Source organism: Burkholderia sp. A2 (assembly GCF_001729305.1).
In the GTDB taxonomy this organism is placed as follows: domain Bacteria; phylum Pseudomonadota; class Gammaproteobacteria; order Burkholderiales; family Burkholderiaceae; genus Burkholderia; species Burkholderia sola.
The window spans coordinates 69,956-91,855 of sequence record NZ_LZXX01000081.1 but is presented as its reverse complement, the minus strand read 5'-3'; the positions used below and the strand labels follow the sequence as shown (position 1 = coordinate 91,855).

Genomic DNA, 21,900 nt, shown 5'->3' with positions numbered 1-21,900 from the left:
ATAGAATCGTGACATGACCCTTGAACGATGGCGGAGGTAGACGATGACGACCGACAACCGGCCCGACGACGGCGAGCACAAGCTCGAGAATCTCGAAGCGGCGGTCGACCACCTGCACAAGTCGATCGAATCGCAGAGCATTGCGGTCGGCGCGGCGAAGGGCATCCTGTTCAGCCTGATCGAAACGCTCGGCGCGCTGATCGGCGATCCCGATCTGCCCGAGCATGCGCGTTCCGGCTACGAAGCGCTGCGCGACAAGGCGAGCGAATTGCGCGGCGGCCTCGACCGTCACTGATGCACGGGCCGCGCACGCGCTGCCCGATTCGGTGGACGCGGCACAAAACCCCGTGCGCTCAATCAGTTAGGTGCCCGATACGCAGGATATCCACAAGCTTGCCAACACAATCTGTGGAGAACCGCCCGTCCCCGGGCCGGGCGCGCCGCGCGTGCAAGGCGTGCGGTTCGACAACCATTCCGGTGCCACACCATTGACCGGTCAAGGTCCGTGGATCGAATCCCCTTGTGTATCAAGATGTTATGCGTCCGATCTGACGGATATCCACAGGCTTGCCAACAAAATCTGTGGACAACTTGCAATCGATTGCGTCGCAATGGTTGACGATCCGATCGACAGGGGCCGCATGCGCGAAGCCCGCGCGCCAAGGCTGCCCGCTCCGTGCATCTGCACGTGAATGCGTGCGCGATCAAGGGCTTAGGCCGCGGGTACCCAGGATATCCACATCCTTGCCAACACTTTCTGTGGACAAGCGACGCCGCGTTACCCGGCCGCCGCCGCGCCGGCCGCTTCCGCGACGATCCAGTCGCGAAAGAGCGTCATCGCGGGCGTCAGCGGTTTCGACTTCAGCGACGTGAGCCAGTAGCCGCCCGCGCGCACGTCGATGTCGAGCGGCCGCGCGAGCTGGCCGAGCTGCAGTTCGCGCGCGAACATGCAGGCAGGCGCGAGTGCAACGCCCGCACCCTGCATCGCGGCCTCGACCATCAGCCGCGACGAATCGAATACGGGCCCGTTGACGGCCCACGGTTCGAGCCGCGCGGCGTCGAACCAGCCGAGCCACTCGTCGGTGCGATACGAGCGCAGCAGCGTTTCGTTCGCGAGATCGGCCGGCTGCGCGATGCGCCGCGCAATGTCCGGCGCGCACAGCGCGGTGAGCGGCGCATCGAGCAGCCGCTCGTTGCGCGTCGCCGGCCAGTTGCCTTCACCGAAGCGGATCGCGAAGTCGAGGCCCTCGGCGGCGAGATCGACGACGTTGTTGTGGGTCCGCAGCCGCAGCTCGACGAACGGGTGCGTGTCGCCGAACTGCTTCAGCCGCGGCATTAGCCAGCCTAGGGCAAAGGTGCCGACGACGCCGAGCGTCAACACCTCGTGGAAACGTCCGCCGTCGAACTGCTTGAGCACCGTCTCGATGCGACTGAACGCGTCGCTCAGCACCGGCAGCAGCGCGCGGCCCTCGTCGGTCAGCCCCAGGCCGCGCGGCAGCCGCGTAAACAGCGTACAGCCGAGTCGCTCCTCGAGCGAGCGCACCTGCTGGCTGACGGCGGCCTGGGTCACGCTCAGCTCGAGGCCGGCGCGCGTGAAGTTCAGGTGGCGCGCCGACGATTCGAACGCGCGCAACGCATTGAGCGGAAGATGAGGGCGGAGCTTAGTCATAAGAATTTCTTTTGTCAGCGCCCAATTATCGTTGCTTGTCAGTCAACCGTAAAGTCTCGATAGTGCGGTCTCGGCGGCCGGCCGTTTTCAACGCGTCGACCACGTTTCGCCGCCATTCCACCACGAGACAACCGACATGACCTACTCATCGAAACGTCGAACCCTGTTGCTGGCCGCCGCGACGGCGCCGCTCGTTTTCACCGTCACCGCGTGCGCGTCGCGGCCGGCCGCCGCGCCGGACGAAGCCACGGCGGCAGCGGCGGCTGCCGCGGATGCCATCGCGCCCGCGGCGGCCGCGGCGACGCTTGCCGATCTCGAGCGCGACGCGGGCGGCCGTCTCGGCGTGTGCGCGATCGACACGGCGAGCGGCCGGGTCATCGAGCATCGCGCGAGCGAGCGCTTCCCGTTCTGCAGCACGTTCAAGGCGATGCTGAGCGCGGCGGTGCTCGCGCAGAGCGTCGAGCGGCCGGGCTTGCTGCAACAGCGCGTGACGTATACGAAGGCCGACCTCGTCAACTATTCGCCGGTGTCGGAGAAGCATGTCGGCGCGGGCATGACGGTCGCCGCGCTGTGCGAGGCCACGATCCAGTACAGCGACAACTCGGCCGCGAACCTGCTGATGAAGCTGATCGGCGGCCCGTCGGCGGTGACCGCCTACGCGCGCTCGATCGGCGACGACACGTTCCGGCTCGATCGATGGGAGACCGAACTGAATACCGCGCTGCCGGGCGACACGCGCGACACGACGACGCCCGCCGCGATGGCCGCCAGCCTGCGCGTGCTGACGCTCGGCGACGCATTGCCGGCCGCGCAGCGTGCGCAGTTCGTCGCATGGCTGCGCGGCAACAAGGTCGGCGACAAGCGGATTCGTGCGGGCGTGCCGGCCGGGTGGGCGGTGGGCGACAAGACCGGCACCGGCGACTACGGGACGACGAACGACGTGGGCGTCATCTGGCCGACGTCGCGCGCGCCGATCGTGCTGGCCGTGTACTACACGCAGGCTCGCGCCGATGCGCGGGCGAAGGACGACGTGATCGCGTCGGTCGCACGGATCGTCGCGCAGACGTTCGGCTGAGCAGCGTGGCACGGCGCGCGTGGCGAGTTCCGCGGACGCGCCGTGCCGCAGTCGTGACCCGCGCGCTCAAACGTTGTGCGATCAACGACTTGGAACACGCATGCTCAGGATATCCACATGCTTGCCAACAAAAATTGTGGACAAGCCTGCGCGCTGCGTCGTGCGGCGTGACACGCGCCGTCGTGCCGTGTTCGAAGCAGCGCGGACAAAGCCTTTCGGATCAAGCGCTTGGTCGCGGTATGCGCAGGCTATCCACACGCTTGCCAACAAAAATTGTGGACAAGCAGGGCAGCCGGCGTGGCAGGCGGCGCGCCACGCGCCGAGGCGGCATGCAACCGGCTATTGGGCGGCCGCGCGCCGCTTTCGAAGCAGCGCGGACAAAGCCTTTCGGATCAAGCGCTTGGTCACGGTATGCGCAGGCTATCCACATGCTTGCCAACACAATCTGTGGGTAAGTGCCGCCTGGCAAGTCAGGCCCGCGTGCGGCGGTTATGGCGTGCATCGGACTCGCATCGGCGCGGCGTCGTTGGCATCGTGATGCGAAGTGCGGCGAAGCGGTGTGCGCGATGGCCATGACGCGCGCCGCATCTGCATCACGCGTGCCAAAGTCCATCGGATCAAGGGTTTAGCGTCGCGGTGCGCAGGATATCCACAAGCTTGCCAACATTTTCTGTGGAGAAGTCCGCGTTCGCGATTCGGCCGATGCCACGCGTTGCCACGATTCGCACGCCGGCTCAAGCGGTGCAGATACCGGCCACGCCGACCTTCTGGAACAGGTGCGGACTGACGACGGCGGACGACGGGTAGGCCGACAGCTTCGCGCCGCGCCGGCGCGTTTGCCGCGCACGCACGACAAACCCTTTCCGATCAATGGCTTGATGCCGTTAATGGAAGCTTGTCCACAAGCTTGCCAACATAATCTGTGGACAAAAGCCGCCCGCCACGCGCATCAGGCCGGCCGTGGAAAGCGCACCGTGACGGTCAGCCCGCGCCCGCCGCGCGTGGTGCCGAGCGCGACGGTCGCGCGATGCTGTTCGGCGATTCGCTTGACGATCGACAACCCGAGCCCGCTGCCCGACGACGTGACCGCCTGTGCGCCTTCGCCGCGATAGAAGCGCTCCCACACGTCGGTGCGTTCGGCCTCCGGAATGCCGGGGCCGTCGTCGGCGACTTCGAGCACGGGCGTCTCGCCGTCGATGCGCGCCGACACGTCGACGCGCGCGCCTTCGCCCGCATAGCGGATCGCGTTGTCGACGAGGTTGTTCAGCAGCACGCGCAATGTGTCGACATTGCCCGCGGCCATCACGGGTGCGTCGACGATCGCGCCGAGATCGATGCGGTGCGCATCGGCGACACGCGCGCGGTCCGACACCACCGAGCGGCACAGCGCGGCGAGATCGACCGGCGCCGATGCGGCGACGGCCGCTTGCGCATCGGGTTCGAGGCGCGCGAGCGTCAGCAACTGTTCGGCGAGGTGGCCGAGGCGCGTCGTGCCCGCATGGATTTGCGCGAGGATATGCTCGCGTTCCTCCGCGGTCGCTGCACGCCGCAGCAGTTCCGACTGGATCGACAGTCCCATGATCGGCGTGCGCAGCTCGTGCGCGGCATCGGCGATGAAGTGCCGCTGCAGCGTGAACGAGCGGTCGAGGCGTGCGAGCAGGTCGTTGATCGCTTCGGCGAGCGGACGAACCTCGTTCGGCATCGATGCGACGTCGACCGGCTCGAGATTGTTTGCATTCCTGCGTTTCAGGCCGGCCGCGATCGCCCGCAATGGCCGCAGCCCCGCACCGATGCCGAACCACAGGCCGAGCGCGAGCAGCGGCAGCATCGAGAACACGGGCCACAGCAGGTGGACGGCGATGCCCGCGATCGCTTCCCAGCGCGCATGCCGCGCCTGTGCGAGCCGGATCGTCGTGCCGCCGCGCTCGGTCACGTAGGTGCGCCACGGCTGGCCGCCGACGTCGACGCTCCCGATGCCCTGCTGCGCGGGCGGCGGCAGTTTCGAATCGCGGTCGGTTGAATACACCAGCGTGCCGTTGCGCCACACCTGCAGCAGCACGGCATCGGGGTCGCTCGCTTCGAAGCCGTGCTTGCCCTTGGCGTGGTTGCTGAACGACAGCTCGCCGTTCGGGCCGACGACGATCTGTTTCGACATGCTGCGCATCTGGTCGTCGAGCAGGTCGTCGAGTTCGCGCAGCGCGCCCCAGTAGGTGCCGGCGCTCGCGACCAGGCCGATCACGCACGCGGCCGGCAGCAGCCACGTCAGCAGGCGCCGCCGCAGCGACGCGTTGCGCCAGCGCGCGACCGCGCGTTGCATCCGCGTCACGTGCCGTCACCGATCCGGTAGCCGACGCCGCGCACCGTGCGGATCATGTCGTGGCCGAGCTTTTTACGCAGGTTGTGGATATGCACCTGCACCGCGTTGCTCTCGATTTCCTCGCCCCAGCTGTACAGCCGTTCCTCGAACTGTTCGCGCGAGATCACCGCGCCCGGTTCGCGCATCAGCTCGTGCAGCAGCACGAATTCCTTCGGCGACAGCGGTACTTCGTCGTCGTCGAGCCAGACGAGGTGCTTGACGGGATCGAGCCGCAGCGGGCCGATCGCGAGCGTCGTCTGCGCGCGGCCCGCATGGCGGCGGGTGACTGCGCGGATGCGGGCGAGCAGTTCGTCGAGCTCGAACGGCTTGACGAGATAATCGTCCGCGCCGCTGTCGAGGCCCGCGATGCGGTCGGGCACGCCGTCGCGCGCGGTGATGATGATCGCGGGCAGGTTTTCGTCGCGGCGGCGCAGCGCGGCGAGCACCGACAAACCGTCGCGGTTCGGCAGCCCGAGATCGAGCAGCAGCAGCCCGTAGCCGGTCGTACGCAGCGCGAGCGACGCGGCGTCGCCGTCCTTCACCCAGTCGACCGCGAAGCCTTCCTGTTTGAGGCCCTGTTCGAGCCCGCTACCGATCAGCGGATCGTCCTCGACGAGCAGTACGCGCATGGATTTCGTGCCTCTCCAACGGGGGCGCCGCGGCGCCCGGGGTACTCATGATAAGCGCACGCGTCTTAGGCGAAGCTTAAATGCGCGCGGTGCGCGACCCGCTTTCGTACTCGTCCAATGCAGCACCGTGTCACGTCGGTACGCCCTTCAGGTTTGTTTAATCTTACGGTCCGTAATATGGCGCCGTCGCGTTCAACGGAGCGCGGCGCCACATCAACGAGAGGACCGAGATCATGAAACACCTGGCCAGCATCCTGGCGGTTGCGCTCGTCGCGCTGCCTGCCGCCGTCTACGCGCAATACACGGGGCCGTCCGCGCTGACCACGACGACCGTGAAGGAATTGCTCGCCAACGGCCGGGACGACCAGCACGTGCAGTTGCAGGGGCGCATCGTCAAGCACGTCGGCGGCGAGGATTACGAGTTCGCCGACGCCACCGGCACGATCCGCGTCGAGATCGACCACAAGTTGTGGGCGGCGGGCCAGCCTGTCAGCGACCGGAGCGAAGTGAAGCTGACCGGCGAATTCGAGCGCAAGTGGTCGGGCAGCGTGAAGGTCGACGCCGATCACGTCGAAGTGCTGCGCTGACCGGTGGGCGCGGGGCCGGTGATACCATGGACGACCGGTTCCCGTTCCCACCAAGATGGCCGCCAATTTCGACGAACTCGCGTCCCGGATCCGGGCGCAATTTTCCGAGCTGAGCCCGCAATTCCAGGCGGGCGCCGCCTTCCTGCTCGATCATCCCGACGAAGTCGCCACGTCGTCGATGCGCAAGGTCGCGCAGCGCGCGCAGGTGCAGCCTGCATCGCTCGTGCGGCTCGCGCAGCAATTCGGTTTTCCCGGCTGGAACGAGCTGCGCGACCTGTGCGTCGCGCGCGTGCGCACGCGTCCCGAGCCGCTCACGCAACGCGCGCGCTCGCTCGTGCGGCCCGACGCGAAGGCGTCGCTCGCGCACGATCTGCTCGCCGCGCAGCAGCACAACCTGTCGGCCACCGCCACGCAGAACGAGCACGCGCTCGCGGATGCGGCGAAGCTGATCCGCAAGGCATCGCACGTGCACGTGGCGGGGTTTCGCTCGTGCTATCCGGTCGCATTCGGTTTCGTCTACGGCTACCGGCTGTTCCGTCCGACCGTGTCGCTGCTCAACGGCGTCGCCGGTTCGCTCGAAATGGAGCTGCGAGCGATCGCGAAGCAGAGCGTGACGGTGATCATCAGCTTCGCGCCGTATTCGGCCGAGGCGACGCGCGTCGCGCAGGCGGCAAAAGCCCAGGGCAGCAAGATCGTCGCGATCACGGACAGCGCGGTGTCGCCGATCGCGCTGCACGCGGACGCGCAACTGATCTTCACGCACGACAGCCCGTCGTTCTTTCCGTCGCTGGTGGCCGCGCATGCGATGGCCGAGGCGCTCGTCGCGCAGTTGCTGGCGCTCGAGGGCAGCGATGCGGTCGCGGCGCTCGAGCGGACCGAGGCGGAACTGCACGCGAAGGGCGCGTACGTCGTTTGACGGGCGCGATCCATGCAGCTTGTTGGGCCCACTTTCAATGACGACCCGATGCAACCGATGACGTTGACCTACGCAGTGACCGACACGGCCGACGCGGACGTGCGCAAGCAGATCGTCGCGCCGCTCGTCCGCTTCAACGAAAGCCAGGCCGGCCCGGCCGATTTCCGGCCGCTGGCCGTGATCGCGACCGACGCGGCCGGCGCGGTGGTCGGCGGCCTGTGGGGCGGCACGGCGTTCGGCTGGCTGCATGTCGACCTGCTCGTGGTGCCCGAGACTGCGCGCGGCCAGGGCGCCGGCACGCGCATCATGGATCTGGCCGAACGAGAGGCCGTCGCGCGCGGCTGCCACAGCGCGTGGCTCGACACGTTCGACTTCCAGGCGCGGCCGTTCTACGAGAAGCGCGGGTATGTGCGTTTCGGCGAGCTGCCCGATTATCCGGTCGGGCACACGCGCATCTTCCTGACGAAGAAGCTCGCGGGCTGAACGGCGCCGCGCGGCACGGTTGACGATGCCGGCGGCCGTCGCCTACGATACCGGGCAGCGATGCAGGTCGCTTCCGGGTCCGCGGAAAGGGTTCAACCCACCTGTCGTTGCCAATCCAGTCTTCCCCATCCTTCGTGCTGGCGGTATTGCGGACCTTCGGCCATCCATGCACGAGGATCCGCATGAAAAAGCTGCCTCCGAACGCCCATCCCGATCATCTGAAAAAGCAGGCGAAGGCATTGTTGCGCCTGTACCGGCAGGGCGACGCCGATGCCGTCGCGCGCTTCGTCCAGTCGCTACCCGCCGCCGCACATCGCACGCATGACGAAACGCTCGCGCTCGGGCTGCGCCTGCACGACGCGCAGTCCTGCATCGCACGCGAGTACGGCTTTGCTTCGTGGGCCGATCTCGGCGTGTTCGTCGAAACGCATGCACTCACGCGGCAACCGCGCTCGCGGCTGATCCGGCGCTGGCTCGATCTCGCCTACGGCGCCGACGTGACCGGCGGCTTCGACGCGGCCCGGCCGCGCGTCGCCGCGCAATTGCTGCTCGATCATCCCGATCTCGTGTCGGCGGACCCGACCGTCGCGTGTGCGGCCGGCGATCTCGACGCGGTGAAGGCGGCGCTGGCTGCCGATTCCGGCTGGATCGCGCGCGCCGACGGTGCGCTGAAGTTGCCGCCGCTCGTCGCCGTCACGCATTCGCGGCTCGCGCAGCTTCCCGAATTCGCGGTTAGGCTGCGTGCGTGCGCACGTCATCTGCTCGATGCGGGCGCCGATCCGAATCAGCGGATCGGCAACCGGTATCCGCCGGCCTCGCTTGCCGAGCCCGACGAGTCGAAACCGTTGTCGGCGCTATATGGCGCCGCCGGCGTCAATCGCGATCCGGTGCTCACCGCGATGCTGCTGGAAGCCGGCGCCGATCCGAACGACGGCGAATCGCTGTATCACTCGGTGGAGAATCCGGCGTGCACGCGTCTGCTGCTCGAGCACGGCGCACGGGTGGGCGGGACGAATGCGTTGCGGCGCGCCCTCGACGTGCCGGACGCGGCCGCGCTCGAGCTGCTGCTCGCGCACGGTGGCGACCCGAACGAACCGGCCGGCGAAGGGCCGACGAAGCTGTGGGGGGCGCCGTTGCTGCGTGCGATCGCCGTGCGTTGCCCGGCACGCCATGTCGCCGCGCTGCTCGCGGCCGGCGCCGATCCCGGCGCGCGGACCGCGGCGGGCGTCGGCGCGTACCGGCTGGCTATGCAGACCGGGTTGTCCGACGTCGCGGCGTTGTTGCGCGCGGCCGGCGCGGACGAGGCGCTCGATGCGCACGACGCGTTCATCGCGGCCTGCGCGCGTGCCGATGCCGACGACGCGCGGCGCATCCAGGCGGAACACCCCGAACTCCCCGGCGCGCTGTCCGGCGACCGGCTGCGGCTGCTGCCGGATGCCGCCGCATGGGGCTCGCGCGATGCGGTGAAGGTGATGGTCGAGCTGGGCTGGCCGATCGCCGCGCGCGGCGGCGACTGGGACGCGAGCGCGCTGAATCACGCGGTGTTTCGCGGCGATGCCGAGCTGCTGGCGTTCCTGCTTGCACACGGCGCGAGATGGCGCGACCTGCACGGGTTCGGCAGCGATGCGCTCGGTACGTTGTCGTGGGCGTCCGTCAACGAGCCGGCCGGCGTCGGCGATCCCGACTGGGAAGCGTGCGCGCGCATGCTGCTTGCGTACGGCGTGCCGCCGGCGGTGCGCGATCCGTCGAATCCGGAAGGCGTGGTGATCGACGGTCGCGCGATGCGGTTCTCCGAGGCCGTCACCGACGTGTTGCTCGGCGTCGACGTCGGGCGGCTGGCATCGACGTGACGCGACGCGGGCGACCGTGCGCGGGGGCCCGCATTCGGCACGGGCGAGTTTTCCCGTTGCGCGACGACATTTCGGCAAACGCTGAAACGTCGCGTGCACGACCGGCGTAAGCTCACCGTCAACACCTTCCCGGAGTTCGCGATGACCCGTTCCGACCAGCAAGCCCGCCACGCCGAAGCTTTCCGTGCACTGCACACGCGCCCCGGCGCATTCATCATCCCGAACCCGTGGGACGCCGGCACCGCGCGCCTGCTCGCGATGGCCGGCTTCGAAGCGCTCGCCACGACGAGCGCCGGCTACGCGTTTTCGAAAGGGCGGCCCGACAACGCGATCGACCGCGACGCGATGCTCGATCACATCGCCGATCTCGTCGCCGTGGGCGGCTTGCCCGTCAGCGCCGATCTCGAGAACGGCTTCGGCGACGCGCCCGACACGGTGGCCGAAACGATCCGGCTGGCGGCCGAGGCGGGCGCGGTCGGCGGCTCGATCGAGGATGCGACCGGCCGCGCCGATGCGCCGATCTATGCGCGCGACGCGTCGGTCGAACGCATCGCGGCGGCCGTCGACGCGGCGCGCGCGTTGCCGTTTCCGTTCACGCTGACCGCGCGTTGCGAAAACTACCTGCACGGCCGCCGCGACCTCGACGACACGATCGCGCGGCTCGTCGCCTATCGCGACGCGGGCGCCGACGTGCTGTATGCGCCCGGCATCACCGACGCCGACGAGATCGCGGCGTTGACCCGCGCGGTCGGCGCGCCCGTCAATGTCGTCATGGGTCTGCAGGGCGGGTTGCTGAGCCTCGACGAGCTGGCCGCGCTCGGCGTGAAGCGCGTCAGCGTCGGCGGCGCGCTGGCGCGGGCCGCGCTGGGCGCATTCCTGCGCGCGGCGACGGAGATGAGGCGCGACGGCACGTTCACGTTTGCCCGGGCAGCCGTGCCGGGGCGCGATATCAACCGCTGGTTCGCGGCGCCGGATAATTCGCCGATTTTGTCCGGCGAATGAGCCCCAATAAAATCCGGAATCGTTTCCAATCAAGCATTGATTGACAATAATCAATCGGTTTCGCGTCCGCATTAATCGTCGATGCTGATGCGAAAATCGTCGTTTATTCTCCGCATTCCGCCCGATCAGCCGCCGCCGGCGCGCAAACGACGCCGGATCCGAGGCCCGACGGGCCCTCATGCGCGACGATACCGCCCATTGTTGCAGGTTCCCGTTCAGAACGTTTCAGTCCACGGGAGTTGCCGGATGATTTTTTGATTGATAATCTGCGTCACGTTCGAATGGCCGGCGAGTGGGCTGCCGGGAATATCAATATATTCAATATATAAAAAGCTGAGAGAGCGATGACGATCCGAGAAAATCACCGCGTCAGGTTTCGCGTGGGCGATGTCGTGACGCTGAAAACGGGCGGGCCGCGCATGACCGTCACCTATGCCGGGCCGGTCGTGTTCGACGACGGCGACTGGCTGATCTGCCAGTGGTTCGACGAAAACGGCGAGTTCCGGCAGGAAATGTTTCATCACGACACGGTGGCGCCCGAGCCGCGCGCGATTTCGGCCGGGCGGGTTCGGCTGCGCATGCAGTCGCACCGCTACCGGTCGGCGGCCTGACGCCGGCCGGCCGCCGCGATGCCGCGACGCGCGGCGGCCGTGCGACGACATTTCACGCCATACCGAAACATGCGGCGGCGCGCTGCGCCGATACTGAACGCATGAACCCGACCGATCCCATTGCCGCGGTCACGCACCGCGATCCCTATCCCTATTACGCCGCGCTCGTCGACGGGCCGCCGCTTGCGTTCGACGCCACGCTCGGCCTGTGGGTCGCGAGCCGCGCGGCGGCCGTGACGGCCGTGCTCGGCCATCCGGCCTGCCGCGTGCGCCCGCTCGACGCGCCGGTGCCGCCCGCGCTGCGCGGCACGACGGCCGGTGCGCTGTTCGGCGAATTGGTGCGCATGAACGATGGCGCGTCGCGACACGACCTGCCGAAGCAGGTGTTGCGCACGGCGTTCGCTCCGATCGACACGGACGCGCTGCGCGCTCGCGCCGACGCGCTTGCCGCGCGGCGCTTGCCGACGCCGGGCGATGCCGATGCGCTGAACGCGTGGTGCATGACGGTGCCGGTGTGCGCGGTTGCCGACCTGCTCGGCTTCGACGACACGCAACTCGACGACATCGCCGCGCGGGTCGTCGAGTTCGTCGCCGCGCTGTCGCCGCTGTCGGATGCCGCGGCGCTGGCGCGCGCGAGCGACGCGGCGCGGCACCTGCTCGACCGGATGACGGAACGCGTCGCGCAGTCGCACGCGCACGACGGCACGCTGGTCGCCGCCGTGCAGCAGGCGGCCCGCCCGTCGGGCTGGCACGCGAGCGGCGCGCTGGTCGCGAATCTCGTCGGGTTGCTGTCGCAGACGTGCGAGGCGACGGCCGCCTGGCTCGGCAATGCAATCGTGGCATGGAACGGCGAAGCAGGCGCGGTGCCGGACGCGGCCGCGCTCGACGCATTCGTCGCCGAAGTCGGGCGTTTCGATGCGCCGGTGCAGAACACGCGCCGCTTCGTCGCGGCGCGCACGTCGATCGAAGGCGTGAGCGTCGAGGCCGGCGATGCGATCCTCGTCGTGCTCGCGGCGGCGAACCGCGATGCGGCCGTGCACCGCGATCCGCACCGGCTGATGCCGGGGCGCACGGCCGGGCCGAATTTCGGCTTCGGCACGGGGCCGCACGGGTGTCCGGGCGAGCGGATCGCACGGGCGGTGACGGCGGGGGCGTTCGCGGCGCGATTGCGCGCGGGCGGCTGGCCGCCGCGCGGCGCACTGAGGTGGGATTACCGCGCGTCGACCAATGTCAGGATGCCGAAGTTCGACGCGAGTCGGTGAAGCGGAAAGGGGGGCTTAACGGCAGCCTTGTTTTTCCGCCCATTGCTCCTGGGCGGCGACGCGGCGCTGCACGCGTTCGACGAGGCCGGTCGAGAAGGTCCGCATGCTGACGCCGCGGCGCTTCGCGAGGATCGTCTGCGCGACGTCGGTGCGCGGGTTCGGCTGGCACGCCCAGTACAGCGTCATCAGCCAGCCGATGCCCGTCCACGCGAACAGCGCGTTGAACATCGCGATCGTCAGTTTGTCGTGCCGGCCGCGCCGGTCGGCAATGACGGCCGGCAGGAAATAGAGCGCGATCGCCGCGACTGAACCGGCCACTTGAATCAGGACTGCATCATGCATGGTGCTGCTCCGTCCGAACTGCAATGAGGCTGATTGTCGCGCTTTTTCCGTTCGTGTGCAGGCAATTGATTGTTGCGCTTTTGGTGACGATCAGGCGGCTTCGGCGTCGGCTGGCTGCGCGTCTTTGCTCAGCGCGAAACCTTCGTCGAGCCAGCCCGTCACACCGCCGATCATCAGCTTGACCGGCCGGCCGAGGCGCGCGAGCCGGATCGCCGCGCGCGCGGCGCCGTTGCAGTGCGGCCCCGCGCAGTAGACGACGAACAGCGTATCGGCCGGGTAACCGGCGAGCTTGCTTTCGATGATCTTGCGGCGCGGCAGGTTGCGCGCGCCGGGCACGTGGCCGGCGGCGAACAGGTCGGGGCCGCGCACGTCCAGCAGCACGAAATCGGGCGTGCCGGACGCGAGTGCGTCGTGCACGTCCCAGCAATCGGTCTCGAAGCGCAGCGATGCCTCGAAGTGCGCGAGCGCGGCGGGGCTGTCGGCGGCGGGGACGTCGGTGACATAGGACATGGTCGGGCTCTCCTGGTTGAGCGGGCACGGAACGCGCCGCAATGAAGGGCAGTATCGCGGTTCGGGCCGTTTCGCGGCAGTGGCGCGATCGACAAGTTCCGGTAACATCGCGCCATGCACAATCATCTCGTCGTCGCGCTCGCCTACGATCGTCTCTGCACGTTCGAATTCGGCTGCGTGGTCGAACTGTTCGCCCTCGAGCGCCCCGAACTCGGCGTCGGCTGGTATCGCTTCGCGGTATGCGCGAGCGAACCGGGGCCCGTGCGCGCGGCGGGCGGCATTACCGTTGCCGCGCCTTACCGGCTTGCGACACTCGATCGCGCGGACACCATCGTGATTCCCGGCTGGCGGGATCCGGACGAACTGCCGCCCGAGCCGTTGCTGAAGAAGCTGCGGGCGGCCCACCGGCGCGGCGCGCGGCTCTGCTCGATCTGTTCGGGCGTGTTCGTGCTGGCGGCGGCCGGCGTGCTCGACGGTCTCACCGTGACGACGCACTGGCGGTATGCGGAGCGCCTGCAGGCGCGTTATCCGGCGCTGCGCGTGAATCCCGATGCGCTGTACGTCGATGAAGGACAGATCGTCACGTCGGCCGGCTCGGCGGCGGGGCTCGACATGCTGCTGCATCTCGTGCGCCGCGATCACGGCGGTGCGATCGCGAATCGCGTCGCGCAGCGCCTCGTGCTGCCGCCGCATCGCGACGGGGGGCAGGCGCAGTTCGTGCCGCGTCCGGTCGCGCCGGGCGGCACCGACCGGCTCGCGAAGCTGATCGACTGGATGCGCGCGCATGCGGCCGAGCCGCACACGCTCGGGTCGCTCGCCGCGCAGGCCGCGATGAGCACGCGCACGCTGCAGCGTCAGTTCGCGGATGCGACCGGGATGTCGCCGCTCGCATGGCTGATCCGCGAACGCGTGAACGTCGCGAAGGACATGCTCGAAGCGCACCCCGCGTTGCCGCTTGCGCAGGTCGCGGCGCGTGCCGGATTCGGGTCCGAGGAATCGCTGCGCCGGCATTTCCGGCGCGTCGCGGCGACGAGCCCGGCCGCGTACCGGCGCGGGATGGATCGCGGCGGCACGTAGCAGGCGCCGGGCCGGATCGCACGTGCGCGACGAAGAAAAGCACCCCCGACGTGGCGCGGCCACTCATTCAAAAAAAGGGATTCCGATGACGATGCTGCCTTCCCGTTTGCCGTTGATCCAGGCCCCGATGGTGGGCTCGCTGAGCCCGCTCGCGATTGCCGTGTGCGAAGCCGGCGGACTCGGTTCGCTCGCGTGCGCGGCGCTCGGCCCGCAGCAGTTGCGCGACGAGATCGCGGCGATCCGCGCGCGCACGGCCGCGCCGTTCAACGTGAATTTCTTCTGCCATGCGCCGCCCGCGTCCGATGCCGAGGTCGACGCCCGCTGGCGCGCGGCGCTCGGCGGCTACTACGCGGAAGCCGGGCTCGACCCGGCCGACGTGAAAGGCGGCCCCGGCCGCGCGCCGTTCGACGATGCGATGTGCGCGGTCGTCGAGGAACTGCGGCCGGCCGTCGTGAGCTTCCATTTCGGGTTGCCGGACGACGCGCTGCTCGACCGCGTGCGTCGCACGAGGGCACAGGTGGTGTCGTCCGCGACGACCGTCGAGGAGGCGCGCTGGCTCGATGCGCGCGGCGTCGACGCGATCGTCGCGCAGGGGGCGGAGGCCGGCGGCCATCGCGGGATGTTTCTGACCGACGATATCCACGCGCAACCGGGCCTGTTCGCGTTGCTGCCGCAGATCGTCGATGCCGTCCGCGCGCCGGTGATCGCGGCCGGTGCGATCGCCGACGGGCGCGGCATCGCGGCCGCGTTCGCGCTCGGCGCGAGCGCGGTGCAGATCGGCACCGGCTACCTGCTGACGCCGCAGGCCGGCCGCTCGGCGCAACATCGAGCGGCCGTGCGCGCCGCCCGCGACGACGGTACGCGCATCACCAACCTGTACACGGGCCGCCCCGCACGCGGGCTGCTGACGCGCTTCATGCGCGAACAGGGGCCGATGAGTGCGCTCGCGCCCGCGTTTCCGCTCGCGACGGCCGCGGTCGATCCGCTGCGCGGCGCGTTCGAGCGGCAGGGCCGCGACGATTTCTCGCTGCTGTGGTCGGGCGAGGCCGCGGCGCTCGCGCGCGAAGAAGATGCCGGCGAACTGACGCGGCGCCTGTGGCGCGACGCGCTCGCCTGCGCGGCCGGGCTGCGCGACGCGTTTCCGAAGGCTGGCTGAACGGTCGGGAGGGGCGCCGGCGGGGGAGCATCGGCGTATGATCTGGATTTTCGTCAGCCCGATCCAGGCACCCCACCATGACTTCCGTCGACACTACCCCCGTCCTCGACCATGACAAGCTCGTCACCTTCATCGAGCGCAAGTGGAACGATGAAATCCTCCACGCGCTGACCGACTACATCGCGATTCCCGCGAAGAGTCCCGCATTCGACCCCGACTGGGCGAAGCGCGGTTATCTCGAACGCGTCGTCGGCGATGCCGCGCAGTGGGCCGAACGGCAGCCCGTGAAGGGCCTGAAGCTCGAAATCGTGCGTCTGCCGGGCCGCACGCCGGTGATCTTCTTCGAGTCGCCGGCCACGCGTTCGGGCAGCACCGACACGATCCTGCTGTACGGCCACCTCGACAAGCAGCCCGAATTCGACGGCTGGCGCGCGGATCTCGGCCCGTGGACGCCGAAGTTCGAGAACGGCAAGCTGTACGGCCGCGGCGGCGCGGACGACGGCTATGCGATCTACGCGAGCCTCGCGGCGCTCGGCGCGCTCGACGAGCAGGGCGTCGAGCGGCCGCGTTGCGTCGGCCTGATCGAGACCTGCGAAGAGTCGGGCAGCTACGACCTGCTGCCGTACGTCGACGCATTGCGCGACCGGCTCGGCCAGGTATCGCTCGTCGTGTGCCTCGATTCGGGCGCCGGCAACTACGACCAGATGTGGCTCACCACGTCGCTGCGCGGCCTCGTGTCCGGCGACCTGCAGGTCGAGGTGCTCGAAGAAGGCATCCACTCGGGCGTGTACGGCGGCATCGCGCCGTCGAGCTTCCGCGTGATGCGCCAGTTGTTCGAACGCCTCGAAGACGCGAAGAACGGCAATCTGCTGCCGGGCGTGTTCCATTGCGAGATTCCGTCGAGCCGCGTGCGCGAAGCCGAAGCGGCCGCCGCGATTCTCGGCGATACGGTGTGGAAGGGGCTGCCCTGGGCGTGCGGCCAGGACGGCAAGCCCGTGCTGCCGACCACGACCGATCCGCGCGAGGCGCTGCTGAATTCGACGTGGCGTCCGTCGCTATCGGTGACGGGCGCGGCCGGCATGCCGGCGCTCGCCGATGCGGGCAACGTGCTGCGTCCGCGCACCGCGTTCAAGCTGTCGCTGCGGCTGCCGCCGCTCGTCGACGCCGTGCAGGCCGTGCAGCAGCTGAAGGAACTGCTCGAACTCGATCCGCCGTACAACGCGAAAGTCACGTTCAAGCCCGACGCAGGCGCCGCGACGGGCTGGAGCGCGCCGGATCTCGCGCCGTGGCTCGCGTCGTCGCTCGACGCCGCGTCGCGCCGCCACTTCGGCGCCGACTGCGCGTACATGGGGCTCGGCGGCACGATCCCGCTGATGAACGTGCTGCAGGAAGGCTTTCCCGCCGCGCAATTCATGGTGTGCGGCGTGCTCGGGCCGAAGTCGAACGCACACGGCCCGAACGAGTTCCTGCACGTGCCGTATGCGAAGAAGCTCACGGCGGCGGTGGCCGACGTGATCGCGACCGCGCGCTGAGCGTCGCAGCGTTCGACGTACCGATTCGACGTACCTATTGCCCGACCCGAACCGACTGGATGGAGTGTTGCCGATGACCGCACTGCCGACGCCCGACACCGAACCGCTGCGCATGCGCGCCGAACCGCTGCATGCGTTCGTCGCGGCACTCTGGGAGCGGGCCGGCAGCAATCCGCGCGAGGCGACGCTCGTCGCCGATCATCTGGTCGGCGCGAATCTCGCGGGCCACGATTCGCACGGGATCGGGATGATCCCGAATTACGTCGCATCGTGGCGGGAAGGGCAGTTGCAGCTGAACGCGCACGCGTCGATCGTCCGCGACGGCGGCGCGGTGCTGACGATCGACGGCGGGCGCGGCTTCGGCCAGGTGATCGCGTTCGAGGCGATGGTCGAAGGGATCGAGCGGGCGCGGCGCATGGGCATCTGCGCGATCGGGCTGCGCGACGTCCATCACCTCGGCCGCATCGGGCACTGGGCCGAGCAGTGCGCGCGCTCGGGGCTCGTGTCCTTCCATTTCGTCAACGTGCCGGGCGACCTGTTGGTCGCGCCGCTGCACGGCACCGATCCGCGTTTCGGCACGAACCCGTTCTGCGCCGCGTATCCGCGTGCGGGCAAGCCGCCGCTGCTGCTCGATTTCGCGACGAGCGCGATCGCGTACGGCAAGACGCGGGTCGCGTACAACCAGCGCAAGCGCGTGCCGGCCGGGTCGCTGATCGACCACCGCGGCGAGCCGACCGACGATCCGGCCGTGATGCACGAGCAGCCGTTCGGCGCGTTGCTGCCGTTCGGGCTGCACAAGGGATATGCGCTCGCGGCGATGTGCGAGATCTTCGGCGGCGCACTCGTGGGCGGGCATACGACGTACGGCGATACGCTGCAGAAGACGAGCGCGATCGTCAACGGGATGCTGTCGGTGCTGATCGATCCGAAAGCGTTCGACGCGGCCGATGCCGAACGCGAAGCCGATGCGTTCGTCGCGTGGGCGAAGGCGTCGCCGCAGGCCGGCGATACACCGGTGCAGATGCCCGGCGAACCTGAAGAAGCGAGCCGCGCCGCACGCGGCACGACCGGCATTCCGGTCGACCGCGCGACGTGGCGGCAGATTCGCGAGAGCGCGGCGGCCGTCGGCATCGACGCGGCCGCGCTCGATGCATGGACGCAGCGCTGCGAGGTGCCCGCATGAGCTGGCAGGCGGAGAAGGCGCACGGCGAGGAAATCGCGTACCAGCTTGCGCCGCTCGGTACGGTCGCCGTTGCGCGGTTCTTCAGCGGGGCGGCGTTGCGGCTCGATGGCGTGATGTTCGGCTTCATGTCGCGCGGGTCGCTGTTCCTGCGTGTGGACGACGTGAACCGGCCGGCGTTCGTCGCGGCGGGGATGGGGCCGTTCTCGTACGCGCGGCCCACGCGCACCGTCTCGCTCGAGGGCTATTACGAGACGCCGGCCGACGTGCTCGAGGATGCGGGCGCGCTGTTCGACTGGTGCCGCAGCGCGTATCGCGCGGCGCTGCTGGCCGGGCCGCCGAAGCGCAAGGCGAAGGTGGCGTCGGAGACGGTGTCCGGGGTGGGGCCGAAGGCCGCGTCGAAACGTGCAGCGAAACCGGCAGCGAAGCCTGCAGCGAAATCGGTAACGAAACCGGCAGCGAAGCCCGCGACGAAACCGGCAACGAAATCCGCGTCGGCACGGGAAACGAAACCGGCGGCGAACACGGCATCGAAACGCGCGTCCGCGCAGAAAGCGAATCCGGCATCGCAATCGTCGACCGCGCGGGCACCGAAACCCGCGACGAAGCGCAAGCAGGCGTAGTTCCCGATCACGAGAAGCGACAGCGTCGCGGTTTTCGCCTTCCTTACTTTTTCAGGCGTGCCCGTCGCGGCCGACCAGCACGCTGCGCGACCAATGTGCCCGCACGATCCGGTGCGTGAATGCATCGAGCTTGACGCACCGCACGTCCCGCATGCTTCACAACGGCGGCCCCGGCGTTTATGATCGGCGCGGGTTGCGCCCATGCCTCGCGCGACCCGCGCCGGCCCCGCCGCCGGCCCCGCGAACGGCGCACCGGACGCCGCGTGGAACGCTTCCCCACCCATCATTCCAGACGGAGACAGCCGATGCTCGTCCTGATTCTCGGTTTAGCGATCTTCCTCGGTGTGCATTCGATCCGGATCGTCGCCGACGGCTGGCGGTCCGCGACGATCGAGCGGATCGGCGAGAAGGGCTGGAAGGGCGGTTACGCGATCGCGTCGATCGTCGGCTTCGTGCTGATCGTCTGGGGGTACGGGCTCGCCCGCGCGGGCGCGACGCTGCTGTGGGTGTCGCCGGTCGGCGTGCGCCACCTGACGGGCATGCTGACCGCCGTCGCGTTCGTGCTGATCGCCGCATCGTACGTGCCGCGCAACCGGATCAAGACGCTCGTCGGGCATCCGATGCTGGCCGGCGTGATGGTCTGGGCGGTTGCGCACCTGCTCGTGAACGGCACCGTGCACGCGGTCGTGCTGTTCGGCGCGTTCTTCGTGTGGTCGATCGTCGATTTTGTCGTGTCGCGTGCGCGGGATCGCCGCGACGGCGTCCGCTATCCGGCCGGCGCGCTGGCCGGCGACGTCGCGGCCGTTGCGGCCGGGCTCGTCGCGTGGGCCGTGTTCGCGCGGTTCCTGCACGGCCCGCTGATCGGCGTGCGGCCGTTCGGCTGAACGCGCACGCCGGGCCGGACCGGTTGCCGCGGCAACGGCGCGCGTGCATCAGATCGGCTTGACGAACAACCCGACGGTCAGCAGCGCGCCGATGCAGACGATCGCGATGCGCAGCACGCGTTCGTTCACGCGATGCAGCGCCCACGCGCCGAGCAGGCCGCCGACGATTGCGCCGGCGCCGAGCGCGATCGCCGCGCGCCAGTGCAGTTGGGGCGACGTCACGAACAGCACGACGGCCGATGCGTTCATCACGCCCGCGAGCGCATTCTTCGTCGACATCGCGTGACGCGGCGGCAGGCCGGCCATCGTCAGCGCGGCCATCATCAGGAACCCGATGCCGCCGCCGAAGTAGCCGCCGTAGACCGCGATCAGGAACTGCGAGACCCCGGCCGCGACGGGGCCGAGATGTTGCGCGCCTGCGCGCGGTTTGCGAAAGAAACTGCCCCACGCGAACACGACCGTCGCGAACAGCACGAGCCACGGCACCAGGTGCGAGAAGATCGACGACGGCGTTTTCAGCAGCAGCAGGCCGCCGAGCGCGCCGCCGGCCACGCTGATCGCGAACAGTGCGCGAAACGGCAGCCTGCCCACGCCGCTCACCATGTTCCGGCTCGCCCAGCCGGTCGTGACCTGACCGGGGAACAGTGCGACCGTCGACGTGATGTTGGCCGCGAGCGGCGACATGCCCGACACGATCAGCGCGGGCAGCGTGATGAACGAACCGCCGCCCGCGAGGGCGTTCTGCAGGCCGGCCCAGAGGCCGGCGAGGATGATGAGAGCGAGCATCGGTGCGCAACGGAAGAGGTGGCGGGGCCCGCTGCCGGACGAGCGCGGGCGGGGTGGCCGCACGATGGTAATGCAGGATGGCGGCCGCCGGAAGCCGGTGCGGGGCGCGTGCGCGATGTCACGCGTCCGGTGGGGCGTCTTTCGCTGGCGCGGCGCTGTCGTGGTCGTCGTCGACATTCGGGTAGACGATCGTGCCGTCGGGCCGGACGACTGCGCCGGCCGTGAGCCGCGCGGGTTCCACGCGGGTTCCACGCGGGTTCCACGCGGGTTCCACGCGGGTTCCACGCGGGTTCCACGCGGTTGCGCCCCATGATGTGCAGTACCGTTTCGCCGCACGCGATCAGGTAGTCGGACACAATGCGTCGATGACAGCGCCACCACACGGCTTCCGAACACATGATCGCGCAGCGCTGCTCGTGCCCCTGGGCGATCAATCGGTCTAGGCCCGCGTGAAATTCGGGCGACAGCGCGTAATCCGCGTAGCGGTGAAAGCTGCGGTTCGTCCAGAAGTCGTTGACGTCGTCGGGTATGCCGCGCGACTTGCCGCGCAGGCCGCCGAGTTTGGCGATGTGTTCGTACGCGATGTCGGCGGCGGCGAGCGTATCGGGCAGCGTCGCTTCGTTGAACTGCGGGTTGGTGCGCGAACGCGTCATCTTGCGGATATCGGCGAGCAGCGTGATCTCGACCGCATCGAGCAGATCGACGAATTCGTCGAGTGTGCGGTTCGAATGGCCGATCGTGTAGAACGGGAGCGTCATGCGCGGTCCTTGCCGGCGATCCGTTCGAGCACGCGGCCGCGATGCGCGGCGACAGGGTCGGTCCGGTCGCTCTTGATGTGGCACTGCGGATCGTCGGGCGACGCGCGATGGCGATGGCCGTTGTAGTCGAAGTCGGCGGTGTGGATCGCGATGATCGTGCCGGTCACGTAGCCGGCCTCGGAATTCCAGCGGACGTGGTCGCCCAGCTTGAATGAGGTGGTCATGCGGCGGGTCCTCCTGGCGCGGTTGCCGTGTCCGTCGATCCTCGCGACGTGTGTCGTCATGCCGGGACGAACGGCGTGTCCATTATCGGCCACGACCGTTCGCGGAGAAAGACATAGACGGCCGCGCGGCGCTGTGTTGCCTGCACAACGAGACCGACGAACCCATGTCGCGCGATTGGGGGAAATGTCCCGATCGGTGAAATCGGAGACGGAGATCGAAGGAATCAACGACGTAATAGGTGATTTCGCACGTATCTCGGTGCGTTGAGAAGCTTGCGGAGATGCTCGGTGGAATCGCGTTTAAAGACGACGTCTCGGTAACCGACAGCAGGCCGGCGCAGCAACAGCTGGCCCCCCTTGATCGTGCCGACGCACCATATTTGACTTT

22 protein-coding genes and 2 pseudogenes are annotated in these 21,900 nt (G+C 68.8%); 15 read left to right on the top strand and 9 right to left on the bottom strand.

Going from position 1 to position 21,900, the window contains the following annotated elements; all coding sequences use genetic code 11:
- Positions 1-43: 43 nt before the first annotated feature.
- The gene (locus tag A9Z05_RS06355; RefSeq protein ID WP_006482135.1) at positions 44-295 is read left to right on the top strand and encodes a hypothetical protein; all 252 of its coding nucleotides are present in this window, start codon (positions 44-46) and stop codon (positions 293-295) included.
- A 483-nt stretch (positions 296-778) separates the two neighbouring features.
- Here A9Z05_RS06355 and penR read toward each other — a convergent pair whose 3' ends face one another.
- The gene (gene penR, locus A9Z05_RS06350) at positions 779-1,669 is read right to left on the bottom strand and encodes a beta-lactamase transcriptional regulator PenR (protein ID WP_069617338.1); all 891 of its coding nucleotides are present in this window, start codon (positions 1,667-1,669) and stop codon (positions 779-781) included.
- Between the two features lie 136 nt (positions 1,670-1,805).
- Here penR and blaPEN-B point away from each other — a divergent pair, with 136 nt between their 5' ends.
- Positions 1,806-2,744 carry a PEN-B family class A beta-lactamase gene (blaPEN-B, locus tag A9Z05_RS06345; protein ID WP_069617337.1) on the top strand — a complete coding sequence of 313 codons (939 nt, stop codon included), beginning with the start codon at positions 1,806-1,808 and terminating at the stop codon, positions 2,742-2,744.
- Positions 2,745-3,478: 734 nt separating this feature from the next.
- Here the strand turns inward: blaPEN-B and A9Z05_RS34190 are convergent.
- The 3 genes and pseudogenes from A9Z05_RS34190 to A9Z05_RS06335 all read right to left on the bottom strand — a co-directional run.
- Positions 3,479-3,565, bottom strand: a pseudogene (locus A9Z05_RS34190) (antibiotic biosynthesis monooxygenase); the annotation flags it as partial.
- A gap of 128 nt (positions 3,566-3,693) precedes the next feature.
- Entirely contained in the window at positions 3,694-5,061 is a 1,368-nt protein-coding gene (locus A9Z05_RS06340; RefSeq protein ID WP_249190482.1) for an ATP-binding protein, read from the bottom strand.
- Between the two features lie 5 nt (positions 5,062-5,066).
- On the bottom strand, positions 5,067-5,729 hold the full coding sequence (locus A9Z05_RS06335) for a response regulator (RefSeq protein WP_069617335.1): 663 nt from the start codon (positions 5,727-5,729) through the stop codon (positions 5,067-5,069).
- Positions 5,730-5,962: 233 nt separating this feature from the next.
- Here A9Z05_RS06335 and A9Z05_RS06330 point away from each other — a divergent pair, with 233 nt between their 5' ends.
- From A9Z05_RS06330 to A9Z05_RS06300, 7 genes are all read left to right on the top strand, one after another.
- Complete coding sequence (locus A9Z05_RS06330) at positions 5,963-6,316, top strand: YgiW/YdeI family stress tolerance OB fold protein (RefSeq protein ID WP_069617334.1); 354 nt, start codon at positions 5,963-5,965, stop codon at positions 6,314-6,316.
- 55 nt (positions 6,317-6,371) lie between these two features.
- Complete coding sequence (locus tag A9Z05_RS06325; protein ID WP_069617333.1) at positions 6,372-7,232, top strand: MurR/RpiR family transcriptional regulator; 861 nt, start codon at positions 6,372-6,374, stop codon at positions 7,230-7,232.
- 57 nt (positions 7,233-7,289) lie between these two features.
- Positions 7,290-7,715: an N-acetyltransferase gene (locus A9Z05_RS06320; RefSeq protein WP_069617486.1), complete on the top strand. Its 426-nt coding sequence runs from the start codon at positions 7,290-7,292 to the stop codon at positions 7,713-7,715.
- Between the two features lie 182 nt (positions 7,716-7,897).
- Entirely contained in the window at positions 7,898-9,565 is a 1,668-nt protein-coding gene (locus A9Z05_RS06315; protein ID WP_069617332.1) for an ankyrin repeat domain-containing protein, read from the top strand.
- Between the two features lie 141 nt (positions 9,566-9,706).
- Positions 9,707-10,567 (top strand): oxaloacetate decarboxylase, encoded by an 861-nt coding sequence (locus A9Z05_RS06310; RefSeq protein ID WP_069617485.1) that lies wholly within the window; start codon positions 9,707-9,709, stop codon positions 10,565-10,567.
- A gap of 344 nt (positions 10,568-10,911) precedes the next feature.
- Positions 10,912-11,178 (top strand): YodC family protein, encoded by a 267-nt coding sequence (locus tag A9Z05_RS06305; RefSeq protein ID WP_050018134.1) that lies wholly within the window; start codon positions 10,912-10,914, stop codon positions 11,176-11,178.
- A 101-nt stretch (positions 11,179-11,279) separates the two neighbouring features.
- Entirely contained in the window at positions 11,280-12,440 is a 1,161-nt protein-coding gene (locus A9Z05_RS06300; protein WP_069617331.1) for a cytochrome P450, read from the top strand.
- Positions 12,441-12,455: 15 nt separating this feature from the next.
- Here A9Z05_RS06300 and A9Z05_RS06295 read toward each other — a convergent pair whose 3' ends face one another.
- Together A9Z05_RS06295 and A9Z05_RS06290 are read right to left on the bottom strand one after the other, a co-directional pair.
- The gene (locus tag A9Z05_RS06295) at positions 12,456-12,782 is read right to left on the bottom strand and encodes a superinfection immunity protein (RefSeq protein WP_006480800.1); all 327 of its coding nucleotides are present in this window, start codon (positions 12,780-12,782) and stop codon (positions 12,456-12,458) included.
- Between the two features lie 90 nt (positions 12,783-12,872).
- Positions 12,873-13,292: a rhodanese-like domain-containing protein gene (locus A9Z05_RS06290; RefSeq protein WP_069617330.1), complete on the bottom strand. Its 420-nt coding sequence runs from the start codon at positions 13,290-13,292 to the stop codon at positions 12,873-12,875.
- Between the two features lie 114 nt (positions 13,293-13,406).
- Here A9Z05_RS06290 and ftrA point away from each other — a divergent pair, with 114 nt between their 5' ends.
- The 6 genes from ftrA (at position 13,407) to A9Z05_RS06260 (ending at position 19,744) form a co-directional block, all read left to right on the top strand.
- A complete protein-coding gene (ftrA, locus tag A9Z05_RS06285; RefSeq protein WP_069617329.1) occupies positions 13,407-14,369 on the top strand; it encodes a transcriptional regulator FtrA in 963 nt (320 codons plus the stop codon).
- Positions 14,370-14,454: 85 nt separating this feature from the next.
- Positions 14,455-15,525: a nitronate monooxygenase family protein gene (locus A9Z05_RS06280; protein ID WP_069617328.1), complete on the top strand. Its 1,071-nt coding sequence runs from the start codon at positions 14,455-14,457 to the stop codon at positions 15,523-15,525.
- 77 nt (positions 15,526-15,602) lie between these two features.
- Entirely contained in the window at positions 15,603-17,057 is a 1,455-nt protein-coding gene (locus A9Z05_RS06275; protein WP_069617327.1) for a M20 family metallopeptidase, read from the top strand.
- Positions 17,058-17,130: 73 nt separating this feature from the next.
- A complete protein-coding gene (locus tag A9Z05_RS06270; protein WP_069617326.1) occupies positions 17,131-18,240 on the top strand; it encodes a malate/lactate/ureidoglycolate dehydrogenase in 1,110 nt (369 codons plus the stop codon).
- Positions 18,237-18,860: a TfoX/Sxy family protein gene (locus A9Z05_RS06265; protein ID WP_069617325.1), complete on the top strand. Its 624-nt coding sequence runs from the start codon at positions 18,237-18,239 to the stop codon at positions 18,858-18,860. The genes A9Z05_RS06270 and A9Z05_RS06265 overlap by 4 nt, the downstream gene beginning before the upstream one ends.
- A gap of 305 nt (positions 18,861-19,165) precedes the next feature.
- Entirely contained in the window at positions 19,166-19,744 is a 579-nt protein-coding gene (locus A9Z05_RS06260; protein WP_069617324.1) for an NnrU family protein, read from the top strand.
- A gap of 48 nt (positions 19,745-19,792) precedes the next feature.
- Here A9Z05_RS06260 and A9Z05_RS06255 read toward each other — a convergent pair whose 3' ends face one another.
- The 3 genes and pseudogenes from A9Z05_RS06255 to A9Z05_RS06245 form a co-directional block, all read right to left on the bottom strand.
- Positions 19,793-20,530: a sulfite exporter TauE/SafE family protein gene (locus tag A9Z05_RS06255; protein ID WP_069617323.1), complete on the bottom strand. Its 738-nt coding sequence runs from the start codon at positions 20,528-20,530 to the stop codon at positions 19,793-19,795.
- A gap of 118 nt (positions 20,531-20,648) precedes the next feature.
- Positions 20,649-21,288: pseudogene (locus tag A9Z05_RS06250) on the bottom strand (DUF488 family protein).
- Positions 21,285-21,512: a DUF2945 domain-containing protein gene (locus A9Z05_RS06245; RefSeq protein ID WP_069617322.1), complete on the bottom strand. Its 228-nt coding sequence runs from the start codon at positions 21,510-21,512 to the stop codon at positions 21,285-21,287. The pseudogene A9Z05_RS06250 and the gene A9Z05_RS06245 overlap by 4 nt, the downstream one beginning before the upstream one ends.
- Between the last annotated feature and the right edge of the window lie 388 nt (positions 21,513-21,900).